Here is a 23,264-nt window from a genome sequence, read left to right as displayed (position 1 = left end):
AGGAAAACATGTTCGGATTGGGTAAAACGGGCGGCAAATCGTGGCTGGGCGCAGGGTTCTTCGCCGCGATGGTCGCCCTCGCGCTGAGCCTCGCCAGCCCGGCCCGCGCGCAGGATACGCGCCTGCCCGTGGGCGCGAGCTTCAGCATCCTGGCCGACATCGTGAAGGTGGTCGGCGGCGACCGGGTCGATGTCACGACGCTCGTCGGCCCCGATCAGGACACCCATGTCTACGAGCCCACCCCGGCGGACGTGGCGAAAATCTCCGGTACGAAACTCTTCTTCGTCAACGGCCTGGGTTTCGAGGGCTGGCTGCCGCGTCTGATGAAGTCGAGCCACTATCCCGGCACGCTGGTGACCGTGACCAAGGGCCTCAAGCCCCGCACGATGGTCGACGAGGGCCACACGGTATCCGACCCGCACATGTTCCAGGATCCGGAGCGCGTGAAAACGATGGTCGACAACATCGCCGCGGCGCTGTCGCAGGCCGATCCGGCCGGCGCCACGTATTACGCCGATCGTGCCAGGAACTATCGCGGCGCGCTCGACGACCTCATTACCTGGGCGAACAAGCAACTGGCACCGATCGCCGCGTCGCGCCGCGTGGTGCTGACCTCGCATGACGCCTTCGGCTACCTCGGCCAGCGCTTCGGCATCCGGTTCCTCGCACCGGAAGGGGTGTCGACGGAGAGCGAAGCGAGCGCCCGGGACGTGGCCAACCTGATTCGCGTGATCCGCCGCACCGGCATCAAGGCGGTGTTCATGGAAAACATCTCGAACCCGCGCCTGGTGCAGCGCATCGCGCGAGACGCCAGGGTCACGGTCGACGGCAAGCTGTATTCCGACGCCCTGTCGCAGAATCCGGAAGCGTCGACCTACCTTCAGTTGTTCCAGCACAACATTCGCGCGCTGGCCGCGGCGATGAAGGACAACCGCTAGTCCTCGCACGTCCCCGACGGTGCACGCGGTATAATGCGTGCACCATACACCGGCCCCGCCACGGAGGTCCGGACAGGCCGGCCACGCCGGCTTTTGCGTTTGGGCCGCCGCTTTTGTTCCGCGGCCCGGCCCGCCGGCGCGGGCCCAACCCCTGAAACATCAATACGGACGCCCCCAGGTCAACCACTGCGAACGGCGCACACTCAATGGCAAAGAAGATTTACATCAAGACGTTCGGCTGTCAGATGAACGAGTACGACTCCGACAAGATGGCGGACGTGCTCGGCGCAGCCGAAGGCCTCGAAAAGACCGACACCCCCGAAGACGCCGACGTCATTCTGTTCAACACCTGCTCGGTGCGCGAGAAGGCGCAGGAGAAGGTGTTCTCGGATCTGGGCCGCATGCGCGCGCTCAAGGAAATCAAGCCCGACCTGGTGATCGGCGTCGGCGGTTGCGTGGCCAGTCAGGAAGGCGCGGCCATCGTGCAGCGCGCGCCGTACGTCGATGTCGTGTTCGGCCCTCAAACCCTGCACCGCCTGCCGCAAATGCTCGAAGCGCGCCGCTCGACCGGCCGCTCGCAGGTCGACATTTCGTTCCCGGAAATCGAGAAGTTCGACCATCTGCCGCCGGCGAAGGTCGAGGGCGCGACCGCCTTCGTCTCGATCATGGAGGGCTGCTCCAAGTATTGCAGCTACTGCGTGGTGCCGTACACGCGCGGCGACGAGGTCTCGCGCCCGTTCGACGACGTGCTCACCGAAATCGCCGGTCTGGCCGAACAAGGCGTGCGTGAAATCACCCTGCTCGGCCAGAACGTGAACGCCTACCGCGGCCTGATGGCCGACGGCGAGATCGCGGACTTCGCGCTGCTCATCGAATACGTGGCGGAAGTGCCGGGCATCGAACGCATCCGCTACACGACCAGCCACCCGAAGGAATTCACGCAGCGCCTGATCGACACCTACGCCAGGGTGCCCAAGCTCGTGAGCCATTTGCACCTGCCCGTGCAGCACGGCGCCGACCGCGTGCTGTCGGCCATGAAGCGTGGCTACACGGTGCTCGAGTACAAGTCGATCATTCGCCGCCTGCGCCAGGTGCGACCGGACATGTCGATGTCGTCAGACTTCATCGTCGGCTTCCCGGGCGAGACGGAGGAAGACTTCGACAAGCTCATGGCGATGATTCACGAGATCGGCTACGACACGAGCTTCTCGTTCATCTACAGCCCGCGCCCCGGTACCCCGGCGGCCAACCTGCCCGACGACACGCCGCGCGAGGTCAAGCTGCGGCGCCTGCAACACCTGCAGGCGGTCATCGAGGAGAACGCCGCGCGCATCAGCCAGCGCATGGTCGGTTCGCGCCAGCGCATTCTGGTCGAAGGCGTGTCGCGCAAGGACCCGAACGAGCTGCAAGGCCGCACGGAGAACAACCGCGTGGTGAACTTCCCCGTACCGGAAGCGCAGCGCGCGGCCCTGATCGGCCAGATGACCGACGTTGTGATCACCTTCGCCTACCCGCACTCGCTGCGCGGCGAACTCGTCACCACGCACTGAGCGAAATTTGCGACCATGACCGGACCCGGCCGCATCGGACACGCCACCCAAACGCGGTGCCTGCCCGATGCCGCACGCCGGCGACACCATCGAACGACCTGAACAGGCACCCGACCGGATCATCTTGAAAGCACCCGTCCAAGAATTCACCGCCCCGCGCGACGACAATCGCCGTCTGGCCAACCTTTGCGGCCCGCTCGACGAAAACCTGCGCCAGATCGAACAGGCGCTCGACGTGGCGATTTCCCGCCGCGGGCATCGCTTCTCCGTTCGCGGCAAGAGCGCCGTGATCGCCGCGCAGGCCCTCGAGAGCTTTTACAACCGCGCGACCGAACCCCTGTCCGTCGACGACATCCAGCTCGGCCTCGTGGAAACGCGCCAGGGCCTGGCCCCGACCGTGCGCCATGGCGACGACAACCCCTTCGCCGCGGGCGAAACGCAGGACGGCTCGCCCGTGCTGCACACGCGCCGCAGCGACCTGCATGGCCGCACGCCCGCCCAGCGCGAGTACCTAAAGCAGATCCTCTCGCACGACGTGACGTTCGGCATCGGCCCGGCGGGCACGGGCAAGACCTATCTGGCGGTCGCCTGCGCCGTGGATGCGCTCGAGCGCGACGCCGTCAAGCGCATCGTGCTCACGCGCCCGGCCGTCGAGGCGGGCGAGCGACTGGGCTTTTTGCCCGGCGACCTGGCGCAGAAGGTCGATCCGTACCTGCGTCCGCTTTACGATGCGCTCTACGACCTGCTGGGTTTCGACAAGACCCAGAAGTATTTCGAGAAGCAGATGATCGAGATCGCACCGCTCGCGTACATGCGCGGGCGTACGCTCAACCATGCCTTCATCATTCTGGACGAGGCGCAGAACACCACGCCCGAGCAGATGAAGATGTTCCTCACCCGTATCGGCTTCGGCAGCAAGGCCGTCGTGACCGGCGACACGACGCAGGTCGATCTGCCGCGCGGGCAGAAGAGCGGGCTGATGGAAGCACAGGTGATCCTGAAGAATGTGCGCGGCATTGCCGTGACCCGCTTCACGAGCGTGGACGTGGTGCGTCACCCGCTGGTCGCGCGCATCGTCGAGGCGTACGACGCGCACGCCCAGCACGCCGAGGCCGGTCTCGACCTGCCTGAAGCGCCGGCCGCGCGGTCCTCGCGAGGCAACGCATGAGCACCGCGCGCCACGCGCTCACGCTCACGAGTCAGTTCGTCGCGGGACCGGCGTTCGCCGCGCACAAGGCGCTGCTTTCGCGCGCGGCCCTGCGCCGCTGGGTGCAAGCCGCGCTGCTGGCCGACGCCGAACTCACATTGCGTTTCGTCGACGCCGAGGAAGGTCAGGCCCTCAACCGCGGCTATCGCGGCAAGGACTACGCGACTAACGTACTCACGTTTGCCTACGCGCAGGACGAGAGCGATCCGGTGACGGGCGACATCGTGCTGTGCTGCCCGGTGGTCGAGCGCGAAGCGAACGAACAGGGAATCACGCTCGAAGCGCACTACGCGCACCTGATCGTGCACGGCGTGCTGCATGCGCAGGGCTACGACCACGAGGAAGACGACGAGGCGGTGGAAATGGAAAGCCTTGAGACGGAAATTCTCGCCGGACTGGGTTACGCGGATCCCTATGCCGCCGAGAAGTCCACCAGGACGCCGAAGGCGTCTGCCACGGCCGGGGCAGCCGCTTCGCCGAAATCCCCACGCGCAGCACGCTCCGCCCCGGCGCGGCCGCGCCGCGCCTGAGCCCGCATCCGAATCCCCGAACCTTCTTCGCCCATGGATCGCACTCCCGACGCCTCGACACCTCCGGACGCCCCGATGTCCGGCGCAACGGGCGGGCCGGCCTGCGACCGCTACCCGCCGGATCTCGGCGTGTCGCGGCATCTGAGCCGCGACGAACTCCTCGGCTCGCTCGACGCCGCGCTCGAGGGTTGGGACGGTCGCCAGGATCTCTGGATCTTTGCCTACGGCTCGCTCATCTGGAACCCCGGCATGCCGGTCGAGGAAAGCCTGCATGCCCGCGTGCACGGCTACCATCGCGGGCTATACCTGTGGTCGCGCGTGAACCGCGGCACCCCCGAAAAGCCGGGCCTCGTGCTGGCGCTCGATCGGGGCGGCTCCTGCGCCGGAGTCGCGCTGCGGCTCGCGGCGGCCAGGGTTAGAGAGGAATTCGAAACGCTCTGGTATCGCGAGATGGCCATGGGGTCGTATCGCCCGGCATGGCTGAACTGCCGTCTCGCCGACGGCCGCACGCAGCCGGCGCTCGCATTCGTGATGCGGCGCGACGTGAAAAGCTACGCAGGCCGATTGCCCGACGCCATCATCCGCGAGGTGTTCGACTGCGCGCAGGGCCGCTACGGCACAACGCGCGACTACGTCGCCCGTACCGTCAAGGCGCTGCGCGAGGCAGGCATGGCCGACCCCGCACTCGAAGCAATACTGCACCGTTGCGGTGCGCATCACGGCGACTAAGCGTCCCGTCGCGCCTTTCCTCCGGCGTCGCGCGGGATGGCCGCCGGTGGTGCCCCGATCTCGCGCAGGCCAGCCGCACGCGGCTCACGCGGCGTTGCCACACATCTGGTGTATCCTTGGGGTTCCTGTAACAGCTCGGCGTCCGCCCAACTTGGACGCGCCGTCATGAACGACCCTTATCCCAGTCGACCCGGTCGAAAAAACACCGACAAACCTCGCTCTCTGCTCGAACGCCTGACCGATCTGATTTCCCCGGAACCGGAGTCGCGTGCGGAGTTGCTCGAAATTCTGCAAGACGCTCACGCCCGCAACCTGATGGACGCCGATTCGCTGGCGATGATCGAGGGCGTATTCCAGGTGGCCGATCTGTGCGCACGCGACATCATGGTGCCGCGCGCGCAAATGGACGCCGTCAATATCGAGCAGACGCCTGAAGAATTCATGCCCTTCGTATTGGAACAGGCGCACTCGCGCTATCCGGTGTACGAAGGCAATCGCGACAACATCATCGGCATTCTGCTCGCGAAGGACCTGCTGCGTTACTACGCCAATCACGACTTCGACGTGCGCGACATGCTGCGCCCGGCGGTGTTCATTCCCGAGTCGAAGCGTCTCAACGTGCTGCTGCACGACTTTCGCGTGAATCGCAACCACATCGCCATCGTCGTGGACGAGTACGGCGGCGTGGCGGGCCTCATCACCATCGAGGACGTGCTCGAACAGATCGTCGGTGACATCGAGGACGAATACGACTTCGATGAAGAGGAAGACAACATCATCGCGGCGCCGGATGGCACTTACCGCATTCGTGCGCTCACCGAGATCGAGCAATTCAACGAAGCGTTCGGCACCCAGTTCCACGATGACGAGAACGACACGATCGGCGGCATGATCACGCACCAGTTCGGCCGCGTGCCGCGCCGGGGCGAGCGCATGCGTATCGGCAATCTCGTGTTCGAGGTGCAGCGCGCCGACGGCCGTCAGGTCCACATGCTGCTCCTGCGGCGCGTGGAACCGGCGCCCGCCGTTCAGGCCGAATAGCCGGCCTGGACCGACTCCCGATTAACCCCTTGATCGATCCATGCAGGAAATGACCGTCCACGCGCCCGAGCGGCGCACGTGGCCGGCCTGGCGTGCGCGCGCGCTCGCCGGTCTGGCCGGAATCGCGCAAATGCTGGCCTTCGCGCCGCGCGACGTCTGGTGGCTGCAACTGCTTGCCATGGCGGGCCTGTTCGCGCTCGTGGCGCGCAGCGCCTCGCGGCGCGACGCCGCGTGGCTCGGCGGCTGCTTCGGCGTCGCGTCTTTCGTCTGCGGCATCTGGTGGCTCTATATCAGCATGCACACTTACGGCGGCATGCCCGGCATCATGGCCGGCGCCGCCGTCGTGCTGTTCTCGATCTATCTCGCGCTGTACCCCGCGCTCGCTGCCTGGGCCACCCGCTGGGTGGGGCCGGCGGGCCCATGGCGCGCACTGGCGTTCGCCGGCGCCTGGACCCTCGCGGAATGGCTGCGCGGCACCGTCTTCACCGGCTTTCCGTGGCTCTCGCCCGGCTACGCCCATGTCGACGGCCCGCTCGCGGGCTTTGCACCGCTCGTCGGCGTGTATGGCATCGGCGGTCTGGCCGCACTGGCGGCTGCGGGCGTCGCGCAGGCCGTGCTGCCCGCCGTCGCGACCGTGCGGCCCGGGCGGCGTCTGGCCATGGTCATCGGCGTGCTCGCCCTGCTGGGCGCGGGTGCGGGGCTATCGCGCCACGCATGGACCGCACCTTCGGGCAAGCCGATCACCGTGCGCCTGCTGCAAGGCAATGTCGCGCAGGACATGAAGTTCGAGCGCGCCGGGATCGACCACGCCATGACGCTGTACCGCGACATGATCGTGGCGGCGCCGGCCGACTTCATCATGACGCCGGAGACGGCCTTCCCGGTGCTGCTGCAAGGCATTCCGCCCGACATCGCCACGTCGATCCGCGAATTCGCGGACCGCACCGGCTCGCACGTGGCGCTCGGCGCCGTGGGGGCCACGCTCACCGACCGGGGGCCGACGGACCTGACCAACAGCCTGTTCGGCGTGACGCCGCGCGATCGCACGCTCTACCGATACGACAAGCACCATCTGGTGCCTTTCGGCGAGTTCGTGCCGTGGGGCTTTCGCTGGTTCGTCGACATGATGCACATTCCGCTGGGCGACTTTCTGCGCGGCACGGCCACCCCCGCCGGGTTCGTGGTGCGCGACCAGCGGGTGGCGTTCGATATCTGCTACGAGGACTTGTTCGGGGAAGAGATCGCGCAGACACTTCGCAGCATGCCCGAGCCCGCCACCGTGCTGGCGAACTCGACGAACCTGGCCTGGTTCGGCGACACCATTGCGCTCGACCAGCATTTGCAGATCGCCCGCATGCGCTCGCTGGAGACCGGACGCCCGATGCTGCGCGCCACGAACACGGGCACCACGGCGATCATCGACGCACAGGGCCGTGTGCAGGCCCGTCTGCCGGCCATGACGACGGGCGTGCTCACCGGCACCGTGCAGCCGTACGCGGGACTCACGCCGTACATCCGCTTCGGCAACGCGCCCGCGCTGCTGCTGGCGCTCGCGGCGCTGGGTCTCGGACTGCTCATGACGCGCCGCGCACGCTGATCGGCCAGACCCGCGCCGGCACCTCGTCGGCAGGAACGTGACGCGCGGGGGGACGCGAAAATCCCCCCATGCCACCACCGTTGGCCATCGGCGCCCCATTCGGGTCGAATTCCCGCTAAAATTCAATGTTTTAGTCTTTCGGGCGCGCTCGCGGCCGGGCCGAGAGACTGCGCAAAATCCGCATTTTTTCCTGTTCGTCCGCGCGAATTCATCATGCTTACCTTTCAACAAGTCATCCTGACGTTGCAGGATTACTGGGACAAGCAAGGCTGTGCGTTGCTCCAGCCTTACGACATGGAGGTCGGCGCCGGTACCTCGCACACCGCCACGTTCCTGCGCGCGATCGGCCCGGAGCCGTGGCGTGCCGCCTATGTGCAGCCGTCGCGACGTCCCAAGGATGGCCGTTATGGCGAGAATCCGAACCGCATGCAGCACTACTACCAGTACCAGGTGGTGCTCAAGCCGGCGCCGGAGAACATTCTCGACCTGTACCTGGGTTCGCTGCGCGCGCTCGGCCTGGATCTGACCGAAAACGACGTGCGCTTCGTCGAGGACGACTGGGAGAACCCCACGCTCGGCGCCTGGGGCCTGGGCTGGGAAGTGTGGCTCAACGGCATGGAAGTGACCCAGTTCACCTACTTCCAGCAGGTCGGCGGTCTGGACTGCAAGCCGGTGCTCGGCGAGATCACCTACGGTATCGAGCGTCTGGCCATGTACCTGCAGCAGGTCGAGAATGTCTACGACCTGGTGTGGACGGAGTGGGAAGAGCAAACCGCCGACGGTCCGGTCAAGCGTCGCCTGACCTACGGCGACGTGTTCCATCAGAACGAAGTCGAACAGTCGACGTACAACTTCGAGCATTCGAACCAGCCGATGCTGTTCGGCTTCTTCGACAACTACGAGAGCGAGGCGAAGCGCCTCATCGAAGCCGAGCTGGCACTGCCTGCCTACGAGATGATTCTCAAGGCCGCGCACACCTTCAACCTGCTCGACGCGCGCGGCGCCATCTCGGTGACCGAGCGCGCGGCGTACATCGGCCGCATCCGTGCGCTGTCGCGCCTGGTCGCACAGGCCTACTACGCCTCGCGCGAGAAGCTCGGCTTCCCGATGCTGAACGCCTCCGCCGCCCAACACCCAACGCAAGCCGCATGATGAGCACCGCACAACGCACCCTGCTGGTCGAACTGCTGACCGAAGAATTGCCGCCGAAGGCACTGGCGCGTCTGGGCGACGCGTTCGCCGACGGCATTGCCAACGGCCTGCGCACGCGCGGCCTGACCACCGACGCGAGCGTCGTCACGCCGTATGCCACACCGCGCCGACTGGCGGTCACGATCTCGCACGTGCTCGAGCGCGCGCCTGACGCCACCATCCGTGCGAAGGTGCTGCCGGTGTCCGTCGCGCTCGACGCGAACGGCAACCCCACGCCCCCGTTGGCCAAGAAGCTCGCCGCCATGGGCTTCGCCGACCTGCCGGTCGCCAGCCTCGAACGCGCGATGGACGGCAAGGCCGAAGCCTTCTTCCACACCTACACCGCCGCAGGCGCGCAACTCGCCGACGCATTGCAGGCCTCGCTCGACGAGACGCTCGGCAAGCTGCCGATTCCGAAGGTCATGAGCTATCAGCGCCCGGACGGCGAGACGGTGCAGTTCGTGCGCCCGGTGCACGGCCTGATCGCACTGCACGGCGACACGCTGGTGCCCGCCACGGCAATCGGCCTGGCGTCGTGCAACAAGACGCTGGGTCACCGTTTCCTCTCGAAGGGGGAAGTCACTGTCGCCAATGCCGACGCCTACGCCGCCACGCTCGAGACCGAAGGCAAGGTGCTGGCCAGCTTCACCGGCCGCCGCGAGGCGATTCGCGCGCGACTGCTCGCCGCCGCCGGCGACGACCATGTCGTGATGCCCGATTCGCTGCTCGACGAAGTGACCGCGCTCGTGGAATGGCCCGCGATCTACGCCTGCCACTTCGAGAAGGAATTCCTGTCGGTGCCGCAGGAATGTCTGATTCTCACGATGCAGACCAACCAGAAGTATTTCGCGCTGACCGACAAGCCGCTCGCCGAGGGCGGGCGCCTCACGAACCGCTTCCTGATCGTCTCCAACATCGAGACCGGCAAGCCGGAGCAAATCGTGACGGGTAACGAGCGTGTGGTGCGCCCGCGTCTGGCCGACGCGAAGTTCTTCTTCGAGCAGGACAAGAAGAAAGCGCTTGCCGATCGCGTGCCGCTGCTCGCGAACGTGGTCTACCACAACAAACTGGGTTCGCAACTCGAGCGCACGCAGCGTCTGGTGAAACTCGCCGGCGCCATCGCGAAGATGACTGGCGCGGACGTGGCGCTCGCCGAGCGCGGCGCCCTGCTCGCCAAGGCCGACCTGCTGACCGACATGGTCGGCGAATTCCCGGAACTCCAAGGCACGATGGGCACGTATTACGCCCGCCACGACAACGAGGCCAACGACGTCGCCCTCGCCTGCTCGGAGCACTATCAGCCGCGCTTCGCGGGCGACGCCCTGCCCGCGAGCCCCACCGGCACGGCGGTCGCGCTGGCCGACAAGGTCGAGACGCTCGTGGGCATCTGGGGCATCGGTCTGCAGCCGACCGGCGAGAAGGACCCGTTCGCACTGCGCCGCCACGCGCTGGGCATCGTGCGCATGCTCATCGAGAAGCGCCTGCCGGTCATGCTGCCCGACCTGCTGCGCGCGGCCTACGACGGCTTCACCTCGGGCGTGGCCGACAGCGCCTACCTGAACGACGTCTACCTGTTCGTGCTCGATCGCCTGCGCGGCTACCTGCGCGAGCGCGGCTTCGCCGCGAATGAGATCGAAGCCGTGCTGGCCGATCAGCCGAAATATCTGGGCGACCTGATCGAGCGCCTGGAAGCCGTGCGCGCGTTCTCGGCGTTGCCGCAGGCCGAAGCGCTGGCCGCCGCCAACAAGCGTATCGGCAACATCCTGAAGAAGACCTCGGCGCCCGCGGACAGCGTGGTGCGCGCCGAACTGCTGATGGAGCCTGCCGAGAAGGCGCTGGCCGCCGAACTCGACCAGGTGGCCCCGGTGGTGCAGCACAAGTTCGAGGCGCGCGAATACGCGCAGGCGCTCTCGGCCCTGGCGCAGCTGCGCGATGCGGTCGACGCCTTCTTCAACGACGTGATGGTGATGGCCGACGACGAAGCACTGCGCAACAACCGCCTCGCGCTGCTCACGCGCTTGCACGTGCAGATGAACCGCGTGGCCGATCTGTCCAAGCTCGCCGCCTGACGGCGGTGTTCCGAGAAAGGTGAACTGAGTTGCCCAAGTCCCTCACGTCCCCCCTGGATTCGCGCAAGGACCGCGCGCCCGGCCCCGCCGCCCGCAAGCTGGTGATTCTGGATCGGGACGGCGTGATCAACGCCGACTCGGACCAGTTCATCAAGTCGACGGACGAGTGGGTGCCGCTGCCCGGTAGCCTGGAGGCCATTGGCCGCCTGAATCAGGCCGGGTATCGCGTCGTCGTGGCGACCAATCAATCGGGTGTGGGGCGCGGGCTGTTCGACATGGCCACGCTCGGTGCCATGCACGCGAAGCTGTCGAAGCTGGCCGCGGCCGTCGGCGGGCGCGTCGATGCGGTTTTCTTCTGCCCGCACACGGCGGCCGACGGCTGCGACTGCCGCAAGCCGAAGCCCGGCCTGTTTCAGGAAATCGCGCGGCGCTACGAAATCGACCTGACCGGCGTGCCGGCCGTGGGCGACTCGCTGCGCGATCTTCAGGCGGCAGTCGCCGTAGGCGCGCACCCGCATCTGGTACTCACCGGCAAGGGTCGGAAGACACTCGCGGCCGGCGACCTGCCCGACGGCACGCGGGTCCACGACAGCCTGCAGGCGTTCGTCAACGACCTGCTCGCCGACGAGGACGGCCGACATGCGTGAGCGACATCCGCCCCGCCGTGCATTCCGATGCACGCAGCGCGACGCGCGTCGATGCCTGTAGGACAATCGCTCCGGCCACCCTCATTTCACCAAGACCCGATGCTGCAATTTCGTTCGATTCTCTTTTTCCTCTTCCAGATCGTCTGGACGGTCCCGTACGCCATCGCGTGCATCGTGTCGTTCCCGTTCCTCAAGCGCGAGCAACGCTACTGGTTCGCGGTGGGCTGGTGCCGCGTCGTGATTCGCGTGGCCGACAAGCTGTGCGGCATTCGCTACCGGGTCATCGGACGGGAGAATCTGCCCGACACGCCGGCGATCGTCCTGTCGAAGCATCAGTCCGCGTGGGAGACGGTCGCGCTGCCCGCCCTCATGCCGAAGCCTTTGTGTTACGTGTTCAAGCGCGAGTTGCTGTACGTGCCGTTCTTCGGTTGGGCGCTGGGTCTGCTGAGCATGATCCACATCAATCGCAGCAAAGGCACCGACGCGTTCCAGTCGGTCGTGGCACAGGGCCGTGAACGCCTGGCCGAGGGCGCATGGATCATCATGTTCCCGGAAGGTACGCGCACCCGGACCGGTTCGCGCAACAAGTACAAGTCCGGCGGCGCCCGGCTGGCGGCAACGACGGGCACGCCGGTGGTGCCGGTCGCGCACAACGCCGGACGCGTGTGGCCGCGCAATTCGTTTGTGAAATACCCCGGGGAAGTGGTCGTCTCGATCGGCCCCGTGATCGAGACGGCGGGACGCACGGCCGAGGCCGTCAACGCCGACGTGGCCGAATGGATCGAGCGGGAAATGGTGCGCATCGACCCGGCGGCCTACACGTCGAGGCCGAAGGCAAGCGCCACGCCCGACGCCACGCCTCGGGCCTGAACCATACGCCGAGACCGTCTCATGTCGAAAGTCCAACCCGCCACCCGCGATATCCGCTCCCGGCATGAGACGCCTGCTCCCCAGATGGAACTCGACCTTTTCGGCAGCCCCGCCGCGGAAGTCACCGGCGTTGCCACGGATGTGCCGGGCGCCTCTGCAGCCCTGAATCAGGCCACCACCGACACCGACGGCCTGCAACCCACGATGCCGCGCCGCACACCGGCCAACGGCGAGCGCGTGATCGTGCTCGACGGTCACGCGCTCTACTATCGGTTCAAACGCTCGTCGCGGCGCACCATCGGCTTCATGATCGACGAATCGGGACTGGCGGTGACCGCGCCGCGATGGGTCACGCTCGCCGACGTGGAAGCCGCCATCGTCGAGAAGAAACGCTGGATCTTCAGCAAGATCGCCGAGTTTCGTGAACGCGCGGCGCGCCGCGTGATCCCGCGTGTGAACTGGATCGACGGCGCCACGCTGCCGTATCTCGGCCATACGCTGACAGTGCGCCTGAGCGCAGGCGCCGGTATCGCGCAGTACGACATCCACACGCATACCCTGTGGCTCGACCTGCCCCCCCAGGCCGCCGCCGAACAGATGCGCGATCGCGTGCAGGGCTGGTTGCAGCAGGAAGCCCGCAAGCTCTTCACCACGCGCCTGGAAGTCTATGGCGAGCGCCTGGGTGTGCGGCACTCGGCACTGGGCCTGTCGTCTGCCGCAACGCGTTGGGGCAGTTGCAGCGCCGACGGACGCATTCGCCTGAACTGGCGCCTGATCCACTTCCCGCTCGGCGTGATCGACTACGTGGTCGCGCACGAACTCGCGCACCTGAAGGAAATGAACCATGGCCCGCGCTTCTGGCAAGCCGTGGCGTCGATCTTCCCGGAATTCGAGGCCGCGCGCGACACGCTCAAATCGCACGCCCCGGAGTGGCTGCCCGAATTCTGACCGGCGGGACGCACCGGATCACCGGGATACCCCGGGTCACCAGGATGGCTGGGATAGCCTGGCCGTCAGAATGGCTCAACGCAGCATGAACCCTGCTCATTTCCGTGAGCGCGGGTACAATCGGGTTTTCGTTGTCCCCACACTGAAAACACCATGCGAATGCTCCATACCATGCTGCGCGTCGGCGACCTGCAGCGCTCGATCGACTTCTACACGCGCGTGCTCGGCATGCAACTGCTGCGTCAGAGCGAGAACCCCGAATACAAGTACACGCTGGCGTTCGTCGGTTATGGCGCCGAGTCGGGCAATACCGTGCTCGAGCTGACCTACAACTGGGGCGTGGACAAGTACGAGATGGGCACGGCCTTCGGGCATCTGGCCGTCGAAGTGGACGACGCCTATCAGGCTTGCGACACGATCCGCGCCGCGGGCGGCAAGGTCACGCGCGAGGCCGGCCCCGTCAAGGGCGGCACAACGGTGATCGCCTTCGTGGAAGATCCGGACGGCTACAAGATCGAATTGATCCAGAAGCACTCGTCGAAAGGCGATCTGTAAGACATCACCCGGCCCGGCAAGGGCCGGGCCGTTCCGGGGGCCACGGCCCTCAGAACTCGACCATCGCGAAGTCTTCCTTGCCCACGTCGCACAACGGGCATCGCCAGTCCTGCGGCACGTCTTCCCAAGGCGTTCCCGGCGCAATGCCATCTTCCGGATAACCGACGGCCTCGTCGTAGATCCATCCGCAAATCACACACACCCACTGGCGTGACGCCATCGGCGCCGGCGCCGCGGGCGCAGGCGTGCTCGCGGGCGGGCGGGCGTGCTCCCCCGCCGGGTCGGGCAGCGTGAAAACCAACGGCGACTCGGTGCCCGAGGCGTCTTGCCGCGGTCGATCGAGGTGGGTTTGCAGCGCGGCGAGCAACGCCTGCGCTTCCTCCCGGGTGAGATCGACCCAGTAGGGATCGCCCGCCCCATCGTTGAGTCGCGACGGGGAAAACTGCAATTCGACGGCGGAGCCTTTCTTGTACATACGGAATACTGCGGTGTTCGAAGCGAATGCGAATCGCCCACGTTGACCGGCGTGCCGGGGCGTGTCGTCGCGGTGAAGTGCGGAGACGAAGCCCCCGCGCGGAGCATTGTATCGGCGCGCATGCACGCAATAAACCCGCGAAACGGGGACACATTGTGCCGCATGACGCAACAATGTCCGTCACATTACCCACGCTGCCCGCACCGGAATCCCGCCCGACGTGTCAGGATCGGGGACAATAGGCGCCAATGCGCGTCGTGGGCCGATGTCCACGATGCATCGTCATCCGAACCAATTTTATGAAAACCACACCTCGCCCGATCGACGCCGGCGCGCTCGCCATCATGCTGGGCCTGTGCATGGTCTGGGGTGGCCAGCAGGTCGCCGTCAAGCTCGCGATCCCGGCCGTGCCGGCGGTACTTCAGGCGGGCCTGCGCTCGCTCATCGCCTCCATTCTCGTGGGGGCGTGGATGCTGTGGCGCCGCCAGAAGCTGATCACGGGCGACGGTACGTTGCCGGCCGGCCTTCTCACCGGGCTGTTGTTCTCGGTCGAGTTCTACTGCATCTTCGTCGGACTGACGTACACCACGGCCTCGCGCATGGCGGTCTTCCTCTACTCGGCGCCGTGCTTCACCGCCATCGGTCTGCACTGGGCCGTGCCGAGCGAGCGGCTTCGGCCGCTGCAATGGCTCGGCATGGCCGTTGCCTTCTGCGGCATCGTCGTGGCGTTTTCCGACGGCAGCAGCGCCAACCTCTCCACGACGTGGCCGGGCGACCTGCTCGGCATTCTCGCGGGATTTTTCTGGGGAATGACGACCGTGATCGTTCGCGCCTCGCGTCTGGCGACGGCCGCGCCGGCCAAGACGCTGCTGTATCAGTTGGCGGTGTCGGCGGTATTGCTGTGCCCGCTGGCGCTGCTTACGGGGCACGCGCACGTCGGCGCGATGACGGCCACGGCATGGATCGGCCTCGTTTACCAATCCGTGGGCGTGGCGTTCGCGAGCTATCTGATCTGGTTCTGGATGCTGACCCGCTACAGCGCCGCCCGCCTCGCGTCGTTCTCGTTCCTGAGTCCGCTGTTCGGCGTGACGTTCGGCGTGCTGATTCTGGGCGAATCGGTCGGCTGGCGCTTTGCGGGCGCGGTGGCGCTCGTGTTCGCGGGCATCAGCCTCGTGAACCGCCGGCGCTGATCGCGCGCGCCAGGGCAACGTATTCGTCGACCGGCACATCTTCCGCGCGACGCGTGAGATCGAAGCCGATCGCCTCGAAGTCGACGCGGTCACGGTAGCTGTGCAGCGTGTTGCGCAGCATCTTGCGCCGTTGCGAGAACGCCTGAGCGACGACCGCTTCGAACACGTCCAGATCGACCTCCGGCAGATCGGCCACCGCGCGCGGGATCATGCGCACCACGGCCGAGTCGACCTTCGGCGGCGGATTGAACGCCTGCGGCGGCACGTCGAGCACCTTGTCCATCCAGTAGCGGTACTGGAGCATGACGGACAGACGGCTGTAGTTGCTCGACCCCGCCGGGGCCACCATGCGCTCCACGACCTCGTTCTGCAGCATGAAGTGCTGATCGCGCACCTGGGCCGCGTAGCGCATGAGGTGAAAGAGCAGCGGGCTGGAGATGTTGTACGGCAGGTTGCCGACAATGCGCAGCGGGGCCTCGTCGCGGCGATCGGCAGGCACCAGCGACCCGAAGTCGAAGTCCAGCGCATCGCCCGCATGCACGCTCACGCGATCGCCGAACTTGCGCGTCAGGCGCGCCACCAGATCGCGGTCGAGTTCGACCACGTGCAAATGCGCGAGCCACTCGGTCAGCGGCGTCGTCAGCGCACCCAGCCCCGGCCCGATTTCCACCATCAGGTCGTCGGTGCGCGGAGAAATGGCGCTGATGATCGCGTCGATCACGCCCATGTCGACGAGAAAGTTCTGGCCGAAACGTTTGCGCGCCACGTGGCCCTGTTGGACGCCCGTGCGCTTGGATGCGCTACTCATGTGAAATTCCTTATGAACGCGGTTGCGATGCGTCCGGTGCGCCGGCCACGCCCGCGATCAATGTTGCGTGTGCGGCGGCGTTGCCCGCCATGGCCGCCGCGGTGCGCAGGGCCTCGAGCAGACTACCGCTCTCGGCGCGGCCCGTACCCGCGAGGTCGAGCGCCGTGCCGTGGTCGACGGATGTCCGGATGATCGGCAGCCCCAGGGTGATGTTCACGCCCGCGCCAAAGCTCGCGTACTTGAGCACCGGCAGGCCCTGGTCGTGATACATCGCCAGCACGGCGTCGGCGCCTTCGAGGTGTCTCGGCTGAAACAGCGTGTCTGCCGGATAGGGCCCCCGGGCGTCGATGCCGGCCGCGCGGGCATCGTCGAGCGCCGGCGTGATGACGTCGATTTCCTCGCGGCCCAGATAGCCCGACTCACCCGCGTGCGGATTGAGGCCGGTGACGAGAATGCGCGGTCGCGCCACGCCGAAATGCCGCATCAGATCCGCGTTGAGGATCACCAGCGTTTCGAGCAGATCGCCGCGACGGATGGCACCGGGCACCTGCGCCAGCGGCAGGTGCGTCGTGGCAAGCGCCACGCGCAGCCCCCCGCCCGCGAGCATCATCACGACACGGGGTGTGCCGGTGCGCTCGGCGAGATACTCGGTATGCCCGGTGAAAGCCACGCCGCAATCGTTGATGGTGCTCTTTTGGAGTGGCGCGGTGACGATGGCATCGTACGTGCCCGCCAGTGCGCCGTCGATGGCATCGTCGAGCAGCGCCAGCACGTAGCGACCGTTGGCGGCATCGAGCTGCCCCGCCTGCGCGGCGACGGCCAGCGGATGGTGCACGACACGTACCCGATCGCCCGCGAGCAACGCCTGCCAGGCGTCGCCGAGACCCACGGCCTGCGCACGCGAGGCCAACAGCGAGGCGTCGCCGATCACGGCAAATCGACATCGGGAGAGCGGGCGGAGGGAGGCGTCGACTTCGGGAAGCGCCGCGGCGGCGCCGATGCCGCCGGTGGTCGCCGGCGCCAGGCACTTGACGAGCGCCTGCACCGTCAACTCCGGCCCAACGCCCGCCGGTTCACCGGTGGTGATGGCGAGGACGAAGGGCCGGTCGGTAGTCATGCGTGCAGAGAATGTCGTGTCGGAATGCGTCTCACGCGGCGCTTACTGCTGCGCGTTGTTCAGACGATAGTCGACGTAGGCGCTGTCGCGCAGTTGTTGCAGCCAGTCGCGATACTGCTGCTCCGCCTTGCGGCCGCGCAGTTCCTGCATGGCGAGGTTGCGCTCCTGGTCGCCGGAGACCTGCGACTCGCGATGTCCCAGCACCTGAATCAGGTGATAGCCATACTCGGAGCGCACCGGATCGCTGATCTGGCCGTCCTTGAGTTCGGACATGGCACGCTCGAACGCGGGCACGGTTTCCCCCGGGGAAATCCAGCCCAGATCGCCGCCTTGCGACGCCGAACCGTCCACAGAGTACTGACGCGCGAAGTCGGCGAAGTCGCCCTTGCCTGCCTCGATCTGTGCCTTGATGTCGAGCAGCTTCTGGCGTGCCTGGGCTTCCGACACACCGTCGCCCACACGAATGAGGATGTGACGCGCGTGGATCTGCGGCACCGTCATGCCCTGCTCGCCGCCCTGCTTGCGGGTTTCGACCAGCTTGATGACGTGGAAGCCGTTGTTGCTGCGAAGCACCTGCGGCACGACCGTACCCGGCTGAAGCTTCTGAATTTGCGTGAGGTACAGGTCGGGGATGCGTTCGGGAATGCGAAAGCCCATGTCGCCGCCGTTCGCTGCGTCCGACGCGTCCGAATATTCCTTGGCGAGGGCCGCGAAATCACCGCCCGCCTTCGCCTTGTCGAGCGCCTCTGTCGCCTTCTTCTGCGCGGCGCTCACCTGGTCGGGCGTGGCACCTTCCGGCAGCTTCACGATGATCTCGCTCAGGCGGTATTCCGGCTCCGACGGCGTGGCCGACGCGCCGCGCTGCGCGGCGAGGAACGTGTTGATTTCCGAATCGCTCACCTGAATCTGGCTGTCGACTTCGCGGTCTCGCAGGCGCGCCATGATGATCTGCTCGCGCACTTCCTTGCGGAAGGCATCCCAGGGCACGCCGGCCTGCGACAGACGGGCCTTGTACTGGTCGACGCTCAGGCGATTGTCGGCGGCAATGCGCTGCAATGCCTGTTCGACGTCGGCGTCCTTCACGACGATGCCGTCTTCCTTGGCACGCTGGAGCTGGACCTGCGTGACGATCATCTGCTCTAGCACCTGGCGCTGGAGCATGTCGGCATCCGGAATCGGGCGCTTGGCGAGCGTCAGTTGGTGCTTTGCCTCCTCGATGCGCGTGTCGAGCTCCTTGCGGGTGATGACGCTGTCGTTGACCACGGCAACGATCGAATCCACCGGACGCACGGACGACGCAGGCGCTCCCGCGGCCCTGGCGCCGACCGGCGCGGGCTGCGCCACCGCCACCCCGGCGGCAAGACACAGGCTCGCCAGCAGCGAGGCACGCTTCACAAACATGTCATTCATAGTTGCTGAATCGAGAAGGAATCTGGTTCGTCGGTGGCGGTTGATATCCCGGTACCCCGACCTTGAAGGCTTCTGTGGCGCTATTGCCGGACTTGGTCAGCCCCTTCAACTCCAGTTGCGCGAAGATGCGCGAAGTTGTCGTCGTGGCGTTAGTGGCGTAGCGCTGCAGCCCGACCCGGAAGGCCCAGCAGTCGGCATCATACTCGAAACCCGCAAGGGCATCGACGAACGTCTTGTCCGTGATGCTGTAGTTCAGGCGCCCGACAACCCCGAACCGCGGTGTGATCGGCCATTGCCCCGAAAGTTCGATCTGATTGATCGGCGTCGTGGTTAGCGTCGTTTGCCCCACGACGGGCGGCGGGTTACGCAAGTAGCGGTAGTACAGGTTGAACACGCGCCGCTCGCCGGGGCGCCACGTGACGCCGACGTCCGAGCGGTTGAACTGCGACGTGCTCGGACTGTACTGGACAGCCGTGCTGAACGTGATGTTCTGGTACAGCAGCGCCGATCCGCCAACGAGGAAGTCGGACACGCCGGCATCTTCCGGCACGCCACCGGGCATCGTCACACGCGATTGCGTGATGTTGTAACGCTGCGCGTACCAGATGCGTGCGCGCTCGATGCCCGACTCCGCATCGATGAGGCGCGACGTCAGGGCCATGGTGACGCGGTTGGCGTCCTGAATGCGGTCTTCCCCGATGAACGAGTTCTCGCTGAAGATTTCGGCGAGGTTGAAGTCCGACACGGCGCTGTCGAAGATCGGGATCGAACTCTGGTTCCGGTACGGCGTGTAGACGTAGAACAGGCGCGGCTCCAGCGTCTGCTTCATGGACGTGCCGAACAGGTTCACCGGGCGCTCGAAGGTCAGCCCGGTGTCGAGACTGACGGTCGGCACCGTGCGGGTGATCGACGACTGCATCATCGATCCGTTCGGATAGTCGACGTTGTACGCAGCCGCGTTGAACATGACCTTCGGAACGACGAAGTAACCCGGCGTGAGAATCGGGTAACTCAACGTGGGCTGCGCATAGAGGCGCTCGCCGTTCGGCTGGCCGGTGGAGCTGGCGATCTGGAACCGGTTGTACCGGATCGGCATCGAGAAGTCGAAGCCGTGGAAATCGAACTTGTTGTACGTTGCCGACAGCTCGGGCACCGACTCGTACTGGGGCGTACTTGGCGCAAGCGTCTGATACTTCAGTACGCGGGCAAGGAACGACCAGTCGCCGTAATTCCACGTCAATCCGGCTTCGCGGTTGTAGACACGCTGCACACCGGTCTGGAAGTTGGTTCCCGATCCGAAATCATCCGGATAGGTGTCGTCCGAGACCTTCGTGAAGTTGACGTACGCGTTCACGCCGTAGCCGAGCGACTGGCTGTGCTGGAACGTGAACGTGTACCGGGCGTCGCCCGTCACACGATCCTTCGGCAGATATTCGAGGTGGAACAGGCCCGCGTACGTCGGCTCGAGGTAGCGGAAGTCGCCCATGAGCATCACGCCGCGCTTGGTCATGAAGCGGGGCGTGATCGTCAGATCGCGGTTCGGCGCGATGTTGAAATAGTACGGTGTGGCCAGTTCGAAACCGGTACGGCTCGACTGCGTGAAGGTCGGTGCGAGAAAGCCCGAACGACGCTCGTTCGACGTCGGGAACGACAGGTACGGGCTGGCCAGGATCGGCACATTCTGGAAGAACAGCACGCCGTTGTACGCCGTGCCCTCCTGCTGGTCCTGATCGAACTCGAACTCCGATGCCTTGATGTACCAGGCGGGCGTCTTGCCGTCCTCGGTACACGCGCAGGCGGAGTACGTGCCGCGCTTCAGCGTCACGAGGTTGCTTGCCTCGACGTCCGCGCGTTCCGACTTGCCGCCACCGCCCGACACGAGCTTGTACGTGGGCGTGAGCATGTAACCGTCGCCCGCCCCCGTATACATATGCGCCTCGGGGCCGATGAACAGATTGCCGCCCTGCGACAGTCGCGCATTGCCGCGCGCCACGACTTCGTCCGTGTCCTGATCGTAAGTCAGCCGATCGCCTTTCACGAACGACCGGTACTTGCGCGCCTCGGCATCGCCGTCGACCGTCGCGTCGACATTGGTGCGTCCGGTGAGATGCATGCCGCGCACGTACATCGGCACATCTTCGCCGGCGGCCAGCGGGTTGTCGACCAGCGCGGGCACCGTGCGCAGCTCGAGACCTTCGCTCTTCGCAATATCGGGTGGGGGAGCTTCCTGAGCGGCCGCGAGCGAGCACCACACTCCCGGCAGGGAGAGCAGCAGAGCCAGCGGCTTGCGCCGCGTGCGCATCAGGCGGCGCAGCGACGAAACATCATTCGTATGGACTTGTTTATCCGGCATGTACGCAAACAGCGAAACAATCGTGGCGCCGCTTGCGGGCAGCCAATCCCGTACGTCTGCCAGGCATTGCCGGGACATTCGGGACGGTCGATCGAGGTCGAGAAACAGGGCGTCGGGAAAACATGATCGGGTATTATATGGCAAGACGTTTACGGCCCCCATCATGACCGCACAACCCACCGCCTCCGCGCATATTTCCGGCGCTTCCGGCGCCCTCTCCAACGCCGCCGATCCGCGCCTCCAGGCCCTCGGCGAATGGCTCGCCAGCGTTGCAGAGCCGTTCTCGCTCGACCTCGCACAGTGGGCACCCGCTTCGGCGGACGCGAGCTTCCGGCGCTACTTCCGTATCGGCAGCCACGATCCCGCGCATCCGAGTCTCATCGTGATGGACGCCCCGCCGCCACAGGAAGATTGCCGCCCGTTCGTGCACGTGGCGCAGCTGCTCGACGAAGCGGGTCTGCATGCCCCGAAGGTGCTGGCCGAAGACCTGACCCAGGGCTTTTTGCTGCTCACGGATCTGGGGCGCGAAACGTACCTCGACGTCCTCAACGACGACAACGCCCGCGCCCTCATGCGCGATGCGCTCGACGCGCTGATCGTGTGGCAAAAGAGCTCCCGGCCCGGCGTGCTGCCCGAATACGACACGGCGCTGCTGCGGCGCGAGCTCGATCTCTTCCCCGACTGGTACGTCGGCAAGCATCTGAAAGTCGAGTTGAGCGAGGATCAGCGGGCAACGCTCGAGGGCATCAATCGGTTGCTGATCGACAACGCCCTCGCGCAGCCGAAAGTGTTCGTACACCGCGATTACATGCCGCGCAACCTGATGCCCGGCCAACCCGGCACGACCGGCCCCGGCATTCTGGACTTCCAGGACGCCGTCCACGGCCCGCTCACCTACGACGTCATCTGCCTGATGCGCGACGCCTTCCTGAGCTGGGACGAAGAACGCGAGCTCGACTGGCTGGCGTACTACTGGGAACGGGCCCGCAAGGCCGGCCTGCCGGTCGACGCCGACTTCGGCGAGTTCTACCGCCAGGCGGAATGGATGGGGCTGCAACGGCATCTGAAGGTCCTCGGCATCTTCGCGCGCATCAATTATCGTGATGGCAAACCGCGCTATCTGGCCGACACGCCGCGCTTCATCCGCTATGCCCGCAAGGTGGCCGATCGCTACGCGCCGCTGCGCCCGCTGGCGAAGTTGCTCGACGAGCTGACCGGGCAGCAGGTCGACGTCGGCTACACGTTCTGAGGTCCGCCGCATGAGCCGAATGAAGGCGATGATCTTCGCCGCCGGACGCGGCGAGCGCATGCGTCCGCTCACGGACACGACGCCCAAGCCGATGCTCCCCGTGGGCGGCAAGCCCATCATCGTCTGGCAGATCGAGGCGCTCGCGCGCGCGGGCTTCACCGACATCGTCATCAATCACGCCTGGCTTGGCGCGCGGATCGAGGCCGCGCTCGGCGACGGCAGCGCGTTCGGCGTGCGGCTCGCCTACTCGTCCGAGACGGACGCGCTGGAGACGGCCGGCGGCATCGCCTATGCGCGCGACCTGCTCGAAGGTGCCGGCAACCTGTTTCTGGCGATCGCGGGCGACATCTTCACCGCGTTCGATTACGCCAGCCTTCGCCCGCACGCCGAGCGCATGCGTGCGCAATCCGCGCCCGGCATGCACCTTGTGATGGTGCCGAATCCGACGTTTCATCCGAAAGGCGATTTCTCGCTCGACGCCGCGGGCGCACTGCACCTGCCCGATCGCGCGCCGGCCGGCGCCACCGCGTTGACGTTCGGCAGCATCGCGCTCTACGACCTGCGCCTGTTCGACGGGATCGCTCCCGGCACGCGCATGGCGCTCACGCCGATGTACCGTGAATCGATCGCCGCCGGCCGCGCGACCGGCGAGCGCTTCGACGGCGTCTGGGAAAACGTCGGTACGCCGGCGCAACTGGCTGCGCTCGATGCCGAGATCCGCGCCGGGCACGGCAGCGTCCCCGGCAGTAGAATCGCCTGAATACGCCCCTCACCCACCGAATCCCCGAAA

General features: G+C 66.2%; 20 protein-coding genes and 1 pseudogene. 16 read left to right on the top strand and 5 right to left on the bottom strand.

The genetic code is table 11. From position 1 onward, the window contains the following. The first annotated feature begins 8 nt into the window (after positions 1-8). The 13 genes and pseudogenes from LV28_RS27635 to gloA all read left to right on the top strand — a co-directional run bounded on the left by LV28_RS27635 (position 9) and on the right by gloA (position 13,872). Positions 9-938 carry a metal ABC transporter solute-binding protein, Zn/Mn family gene (locus tag LV28_RS27635; protein ID WP_023594230.1) on the top strand — a complete coding sequence of 310 codons (930 nt, stop codon included), beginning with the start codon at positions 9-11 and terminating at the stop codon, positions 936-938. Between the two features lie 206 nt (positions 939-1,144). Continuing rightward, on the top strand, positions 1,145-2,488 hold the full coding sequence (miaB, locus tag LV28_RS27630; RefSeq protein ID WP_023594229.1) for a tRNA (N6-isopentenyl adenosine(37)-C2)-methylthiotransferase MiaB: 1,344 nt from the start codon (positions 1,145-1,147) through the stop codon (positions 2,486-2,488). 67 nt (positions 2,489-2,555) lie between these two features. Further along, on the top strand, positions 2,556-3,656 hold the full coding sequence (locus tag LV28_RS27625) for a PhoH family protein (RefSeq protein ID WP_080685183.1): 1,101 nt from the start codon (positions 2,556-2,558) through the stop codon (positions 3,654-3,656). Next, positions 3,653-4,111, top strand: a pseudogene (ybeY, locus tag LV28_RS27620) (rRNA maturation RNase YbeY); the annotation flags it as partial. The gene LV28_RS27625 and the pseudogene ybeY, both read left to right, overlap by 4 nt. A gap of 189 nt (positions 4,112-4,300) precedes the next feature. Then, positions 4,301-4,954 (top strand): gamma-glutamylcyclotransferase, encoded by a 654-nt coding sequence (locus tag LV28_RS27615; protein ID WP_028731047.1) that lies wholly within the window; start codon positions 4,301-4,303, stop codon positions 4,952-4,954. Between the two features lie 165 nt (positions 4,955-5,119). Beyond that, positions 5,120-5,995 (top strand): CorC family transporter, encoded by an 876-nt coding sequence (locus LV28_RS27610; protein WP_023872316.1) that lies wholly within the window; start codon positions 5,120-5,122, stop codon positions 5,993-5,995. Between the two features lie 49 nt (positions 5,996-6,044). Next, positions 6,045-7,592 carry an apolipoprotein N-acyltransferase gene (gene lnt / locus LV28_RS27605; RefSeq protein ID WP_048806745.1) on the top strand — a complete coding sequence of 516 codons (1,548 nt, stop codon included), beginning with the start codon at positions 6,045-6,047 and terminating at the stop codon, positions 7,590-7,592. A 213-nt stretch (positions 7,593-7,805) separates the two neighbouring features. Beyond that, positions 7,806-8,744, top strand: coding sequence for a glycine--tRNA ligase subunit alpha (glyQ, locus tag LV28_RS27600; RefSeq protein WP_023594224.1), 939 nt, complete (start codon positions 7,806-7,808; stop codon positions 8,742-8,744). Then, positions 8,741-10,852, top strand: coding sequence for a glycine--tRNA ligase subunit beta (gene glyS / locus LV28_RS27595; RefSeq protein ID WP_023594223.1), 2,112 nt, complete (start codon positions 8,741-8,743; stop codon positions 10,850-10,852). The genes glyQ and glyS overlap by 4 nt, the downstream gene beginning before the upstream one ends. A gap of 53 nt (positions 10,853-10,905) precedes the next feature. Continuing rightward, positions 10,906-11,499, top strand: coding sequence for a D-glycero-beta-D-manno-heptose 1,7-bisphosphate 7-phosphatase (gene gmhB / locus LV28_RS27590; RefSeq protein ID WP_048806746.1), 594 nt, complete (start codon positions 10,906-10,908; stop codon positions 11,497-11,499). Between the two features lie 99 nt (positions 11,500-11,598). Then, complete coding sequence (locus tag LV28_RS27585; protein WP_023594221.1) at positions 11,599-12,369, top strand: lysophospholipid acyltransferase family protein; 771 nt, start codon at positions 11,599-11,601, stop codon at positions 12,367-12,369. Positions 12,370-12,453: 84 nt separating this feature from the next. Next, positions 12,454-13,317, top strand: a complete 864-nt coding sequence (locus tag LV28_RS27580; RefSeq protein ID WP_023872318.1) for a M48 family metallopeptidase — start codon at positions 12,454-12,456, stop codon at positions 13,315-13,317. Between the two features lie 153 nt (positions 13,318-13,470). Further along, positions 13,471-13,872 carry a lactoylglutathione lyase gene (gloA, locus tag LV28_RS27575; RefSeq protein ID WP_023594219.1) on the top strand — a complete coding sequence of 134 codons (402 nt, stop codon included), beginning with the start codon at positions 13,471-13,473 and terminating at the stop codon, positions 13,870-13,872. Positions 13,873-13,921: 49 nt separating this feature from the next. Here the strand turns inward: gloA and LV28_RS49460 are convergent, their stop codons facing one another. After that, positions 13,922-14,347 (bottom strand): rubredoxin, encoded by a 426-nt coding sequence (locus LV28_RS49460; RefSeq protein ID WP_081326806.1) that lies wholly within the window; start codon positions 14,345-14,347, stop codon positions 13,922-13,924. A gap of 299 nt (positions 14,348-14,646) precedes the next feature. Here LV28_RS49460 and LV28_RS27565 point away from each other — a divergent pair, with 299 nt between their 5' ends. Then, positions 14,647-15,537, top strand: a complete 891-nt coding sequence (locus LV28_RS27565) for a DMT family transporter (protein ID WP_023594217.1) — start codon at positions 14,647-14,649, stop codon at positions 15,535-15,537. Here LV28_RS27565 and rsmA read toward each other — a convergent pair. The 4 genes from rsmA to LV28_RS27545 are packed head-to-tail and all read right to left on the bottom strand — an operon-like array spanning position 15,512 to position 21,225. Further along, positions 15,512-16,345, bottom strand: a complete 834-nt coding sequence (gene rsmA, locus LV28_RS27560; protein WP_023594216.1) for a 16S rRNA (adenine(1518)-N(6)/adenine(1519)-N(6))-dimethyltransferase RsmA — start codon at positions 16,343-16,345, stop codon at positions 15,512-15,514. The two genes, LV28_RS27565 and rsmA, sit on opposite strands and share 26 nt — an antisense overlap. A 10-nt stretch (positions 16,346-16,355) precedes the next feature. Then, the gene (pdxA, locus tag LV28_RS27555; protein WP_038618815.1) at positions 16,356-17,462 is read right to left on the bottom strand and encodes a 4-hydroxythreonine-4-phosphate dehydrogenase PdxA; all 1,107 of its coding nucleotides are present in this window, start codon (positions 17,460-17,462) and stop codon (positions 16,356-16,358) included. Positions 17,463-17,504: 42 nt separating this feature from the next. Beyond that, positions 17,505-18,872, bottom strand: a complete 1,368-nt coding sequence (locus LV28_RS27550; RefSeq protein WP_023594214.1) for a peptidylprolyl isomerase — start codon at positions 18,870-18,872, stop codon at positions 17,505-17,507. Continuing rightward, the gene (locus LV28_RS27545; protein WP_023872322.1) at positions 18,865-21,225 is read right to left on the bottom strand and encodes an LPS-assembly protein LptD; all 2,361 of its coding nucleotides are present in this window, start codon (positions 21,223-21,225) and stop codon (positions 18,865-18,867) included. The genes LV28_RS27550 and LV28_RS27545 overlap by 8 nt, the downstream gene beginning before the upstream one ends. A 163-nt stretch (positions 21,226-21,388) precedes the next feature. Between LV28_RS27545 and LV28_RS27540 the strand changes: the two genes are divergently transcribed. Beyond that, positions 21,389-22,474 (top strand): aminoglycoside phosphotransferase family protein, encoded by a 1,086-nt coding sequence (locus tag LV28_RS27540; RefSeq protein ID WP_023872323.1) that lies wholly within the window; start codon positions 21,389-21,391, stop codon positions 22,472-22,474. Positions 22,475-22,493: 19 nt separating this feature from the next. Then, entirely contained in the window at positions 22,494-23,234 is a 741-nt protein-coding gene (gene murU, locus LV28_RS27535) for an N-acetylmuramate alpha-1-phosphate uridylyltransferase MurU (RefSeq protein WP_023872324.1), read from the top strand. The last annotated feature ends 30 nt before the right edge of the window (positions 23,235-23,264 follow it).

The sequence above is a fragment of the Pandoraea pnomenusa genome (assembly GCF_000767615.3).
GTDB classification, from domain to species: Bacteria; Pseudomonadota; Gammaproteobacteria; order Burkholderiales; family Burkholderiaceae; genus Pandoraea; species Pandoraea pnomenusa.
Note: the sequence above shows the minus strand (reverse complement) of the source record. Positions and strands in the feature narration are given on the sequence as shown.